This window comes from Acidovorax sp. HMWF018 (genome assembly GCF_003061035.1).
Taxonomy (GTDB): Bacteria; Pseudomonadota; Gammaproteobacteria; order Burkholderiales; family Burkholderiaceae_C; genus Acidovorax; species Acidovorax delafieldii.
In genome coordinates, this window is sequence record NZ_QAIM01000216.1 from 1 (window position 1) to 4,133 (window position 4,133).

At 65.8% G+C, this 4,133-nt stretch carries 3 protein-coding genes; all 3 read left to right on the forward strand.

What is annotated here, in order from left to right; all coding sequences use genetic code 11:
- Positions 1 to 880: hydantoinase/carbamoylase family amidase (locus tag DBR23_RS07780; protein WP_146191275.1), on the forward strand; the 880-nt coding region annotated here is incomplete at its 5' end.
- Positions 877 to 2,112, forward strand: coding sequence for an ArgE/DapE family deacylase (locus DBR23_RS07785; protein ID WP_108497849.1), 1,236 nt, complete (start codon positions 877 to 879; stop codon positions 2,110 to 2,112). The genes DBR23_RS07780 and DBR23_RS07785, both read left to right, overlap by 4 nt.
- 168 nt (positions 2,113 to 2,280) lie before the next feature.
- Positions 2,281 to 4,068 carry a gamma-glutamyltransferase gene (gene ggt, locus DBR23_RS07790; protein ID WP_108497850.1) on the forward strand — a complete coding sequence of 596 codons (1,788 nt, stop codon included), beginning with the start codon at positions 2,281 to 2,283 and terminating at the stop codon, positions 4,066 to 4,068.
- Positions 4,069 to 4,133: the final 65 nt, after the last annotated feature.

The following is a 4,133-nucleotide window of genomic DNA, read 5'->3' on the forward strand; positions in this document are numbered from 1 at the left end:
CTTTGCCGAAGAGGAAGGCCAGCGCTACAAGGCCACCTTTCTGGGTTCGGGCGCGCTCATCGGGCACTTCAACCCGGCCTGGCTGGACCAGAAGGATGCGGACGGCGTGACCATGCGCGCGGCCATGCAGCACGCGGGTCTGTGCATTGACGACATTGCCAAGCTGCAACGCGACCCGGCGCAGTACCTGGGCTTCATTGAAGTCCACATCGAACAGGGCCCGGTGCTCAACGAGCTGGATCTGCCGCTGGGCGTGGTCACCTCCATCAATGGGGGTGTGCGGTTTGTGGGCGAGATGATCGGCACCGCGAGCCACGCAGGCACCACCCCCATGGACCGCCGCCGCGATGCGGCCGTGGCTGTGGCAGAGCTGGCGTTGTACATCGAGCAGCGCGCCGCCCAGGACGGGGACTCGGTGGGCACGATCGGCCTGCTCAACGTGCCCGGCGGCTCCATCAATGTGGTGCCGGGCCGCTGCCAGTTCAGCCTGGACCTGCGTGCGCCCACCGATCCGCAACGGGACGCACTGGTGCGCGATGTGCTGGACCACCTGGGCCAGATCGCAGCCCGGCGCGGCCTGCGCTATACGCTGGAGGAATCCATGCGCGCCGCAGCAGCCCCCAGCGCCCCGGCCCTGCAGCACCAGTGGGAGCGTGCTGTGGACCACCTGGGCGTGCCCGTGTTCCGCATGCCCAGTGGGGCAGGCCACGATGCCATGAAGCTGCATGAAATCATGCCGCAGGCCATGCTGTTTGTGCGCGGAGAAAACTCTGGCATCAGCCACAACCCGCTCGAATCCACCACCAACAACGACATGCAACTGGCCGTGGACGCCTTCACCCAGGTGCTGCACCAGCTTGCCGAGGAACAACAACCATGACCACCCCGAACCACCACGCCGCGCTGGACGCCTGGATCGACCAGCACTTTGACGACGAAGTGCGCTTTCTGCAGGCCCTGGTGCGCGTACCCACCGACACGCCCCCCGGCAACAACGCGCCCCATGCCGAGCGCACGGCCGAGCTGCTGAAGGACTTTGGCTACGAGGCCGAAAAGCACGCCGTGCCCGCCGCTGATGTGTTGGCCTACGGCATGGAATCCATCACCAACCTCATCGTGCGCAGACCGTACGGCAGCGGTGGCAAGACCATCGCCCTGAACGCCCACGGTGACGTGGTGCCGCCCGGCGAAGGCTGGACACACGACCCCTATGGCGCCGAGATCGTCGATGGCGCCATGTATGGCCGCGCCACCGCCGTGAGCAAGAGCGACTTTGCAAGCTTCACCTTTGCGGTGCGCGCCCTCGAAGCCGTGGCCAAGCCCGCCCAGGGCGCGGTGGAGCTGCACTTCACCTACGACGAAGAGTTTGGCGGCGAACTCGGCCCCGGCTGGCTGCTGCAAAAGGGACTGACAAAGCCCGACCTGATGATTGCCGCAGGCTTCAGCTACGAAGTGGTCACCGCCCACAACGGCTGCCTGCAGATGGAAGTGACGGTGCACGGCAAGATGGCCCATGCCGCCGTGCCTCACACCGGAGTGGATGCCCTGCAGGGCGCCGTGCACATCCTGAACGCGCTGTACGCACAGAACGACGAGTACAAGAAGGTCACGTCCAAGGTCGAGGGGATCAAGCACCCCTACCTGAACGTGGGCCGCATCGAGGGCGGCACCAACACCAACGTCGTACCCGGCAAGGTGATGTTCAAGCTCGACCGCCGCATGATCCCCGAGGAAAACCCGGTGGAGGTCGAAGCCAACATCCGCCGCGTGATCGAACAGGCTGCAGGTGAGCGCGCCGGTATCAGCGTGGAGATCAAGCGCCTGCTGCTGGCGAATGCGATGACGCCGCTGGCGGGCAACAAGCCCCTGGTCGATGCGATCCAGCAACATGCCCAGGCCGTGATCGGTGAACCGGTCCCCGCCGTGGGCACGCCGCTCTACACCGATGTGCGCCTGTATGTGGAGCGCGGCATTCCCGGCGTGATTTACGGTGCAGGCCCCCGCACGGTCCTCGAATCGCACGCCAAGCGCGCCGACGAGCGCCTGCAGCTCGAAGACCTGCGCCGCGCCACCAAGGTGATTGCACGGACATTGAGCGACTTGCTCGCCTGAGGGCCCACAGGGCAGTAAGTAATGCACGCAGCACATCAGTGCTGCGCTTCAATGTCATGACGAGATTGCCTCTGGCAGCCCTTTGACCGACCTACACTGGCGCGGGCGCATCCATCGGCTGGGTGCGCCCGTTGTCATTTCCAGATTCCACACACCAGGAGATATCCCATGAACATTCGTCATACGCTGCTGGCTGGCAGCGTTGTGCTGGCCCTGGCCAGCCTCACGGCCTGCGGCAGCACGCCGCCGGTAGCCACGGCTGCACCCGCGCCCACAGTGCAGCAGACGGCCTCGGCCCAGGCCGCCAGTGCAGCCTACGACTTCGACATGGATGTGTTCCACCCCGTGGTGGCACGCAATGGCATGGTCGCCTCCGAGCAGGAGCTGGCCTCGCAGATCGGCCTGGACATCCTCAAGGCCGGTGGCAACGCTGTGGATGCGGCCGTGGGCATTGGCTTTGCGCTGGCCGTGGCCCTGCCTAATGCGGGCAACCTGGGCGGTGGCGGCTTCATGATGGTGCACGACGCCAAGACCGGCAAGAGCGTGGCCCTCGACTTCCGCGAAGTGGCGCCATCGAAGGCCACGCGCGACATGTACCTGGACGCCAAGGGCAATGTGGTGGACGGCAAGTCGCTGTACACCCACTATGCCGTGGGCGTTCCCGGCACCGTGGCGGGCATGGAACACGCACTCAAGAGCTGGGGCACCCTGCCCCTGTCGCGTGTGATCGCCCCGGCCATCGAACTGGCGGACAAGGGCTTCCCGGTGAGCGAAACGCTCGCCAAGATCCTGCAGCAAGAGAAGAAGAACATGGGCAAGTGGCCTGCCACCCAGGCCATCTTCTGGAAGAACGGCGAACCCCTGAAGGTGGGTGACCCGCTGGTGCAAAAAGACCTGGCGCAATCCATGCGCCTCATCGCCCAGCAGGGCGCCAAGGCGTTCTACGAAGGCGAGATCGCCCAGAAGATCGCGGCCGAGATGGCTCCCCACGCAGGCGCCATCACCCTGCAAGACCTGCGCGAATACAAGGTGGCCGAACGCGTCCCCACGCGTGGCACCTACCGTGGCTACGAGATCGTGACCATGCCCCCACCCTCCTCGGGCGGCCCGCACCTGGTGCAGATCCTGAACATGCTGGAGCCCCTGCCCCTGGCCCAGTGGGGCCCCAACAGCGCGCAGACCATCCACTACATGGCCGAGAGCAGCAAGCTGGCATACGCCGACCGCTCCGAATACCTGGGCGACCCGGACTTCGTGAAGATCCCGCTGAAGGGCCTGACCTCCAAGCGCTATGCCGAATCGCTGGCCAAGGGCATTGACCCCAACCGCGCACGCCCGGCCAAGGAGATCAAGCCCGGCCAGCCCCAGCCGTATGAGAGCGACCAGACCACCCACTACTCGGTGGTGGACAAGGCGGGCAACGCCGTGGCCGTGACCTACACGCTGAACACCAACTTCGGCAGCGGCATCGTCGCCAAGGGCACGGGCATCCTGCTCAACAACGAGATGGACGACTTCTCGGCCAAGCCCGGCGTGGCCAATGCCTATGGCCTGGTCGGTGGCGACGCGAACGCAGTGGCCGCTAAGAAGCGCCCCCTGTCGTCCATGACGCCCACCCTGGTGCTCAAGGACGGCAAGCCCACGCTGGTGACAGGCAGCCCCGGCGGCGCACGCATCATCACCACGGTGCTGCAGACGGTGGTCAACACCATCGACTTCGGCATGAACCCTGCGGAGGCCGCAGCGGCACCCCGCGTGCACCACCAGTGGACGCCGGACGAGCTGCGCGTAGAAAAGGGCCTCTCGCCCGACACCATTGCCCTGCTCAAGCAACGCGGCCACAACATCGCGGTCAAGCCTTCGATGGGCCGCACGCAGACCATCCAGCTCCGTGGTGGCGCGCTGTACGGCTACTCGGACCCCCGCAACCCCGACGGCAAGACCCTCGGCTACTGATTGCCAGCGCCCGCTTCATGCGGGCGGTCTGTGCTTGTCAACATTTGCGAGGCCACGCCCCACAA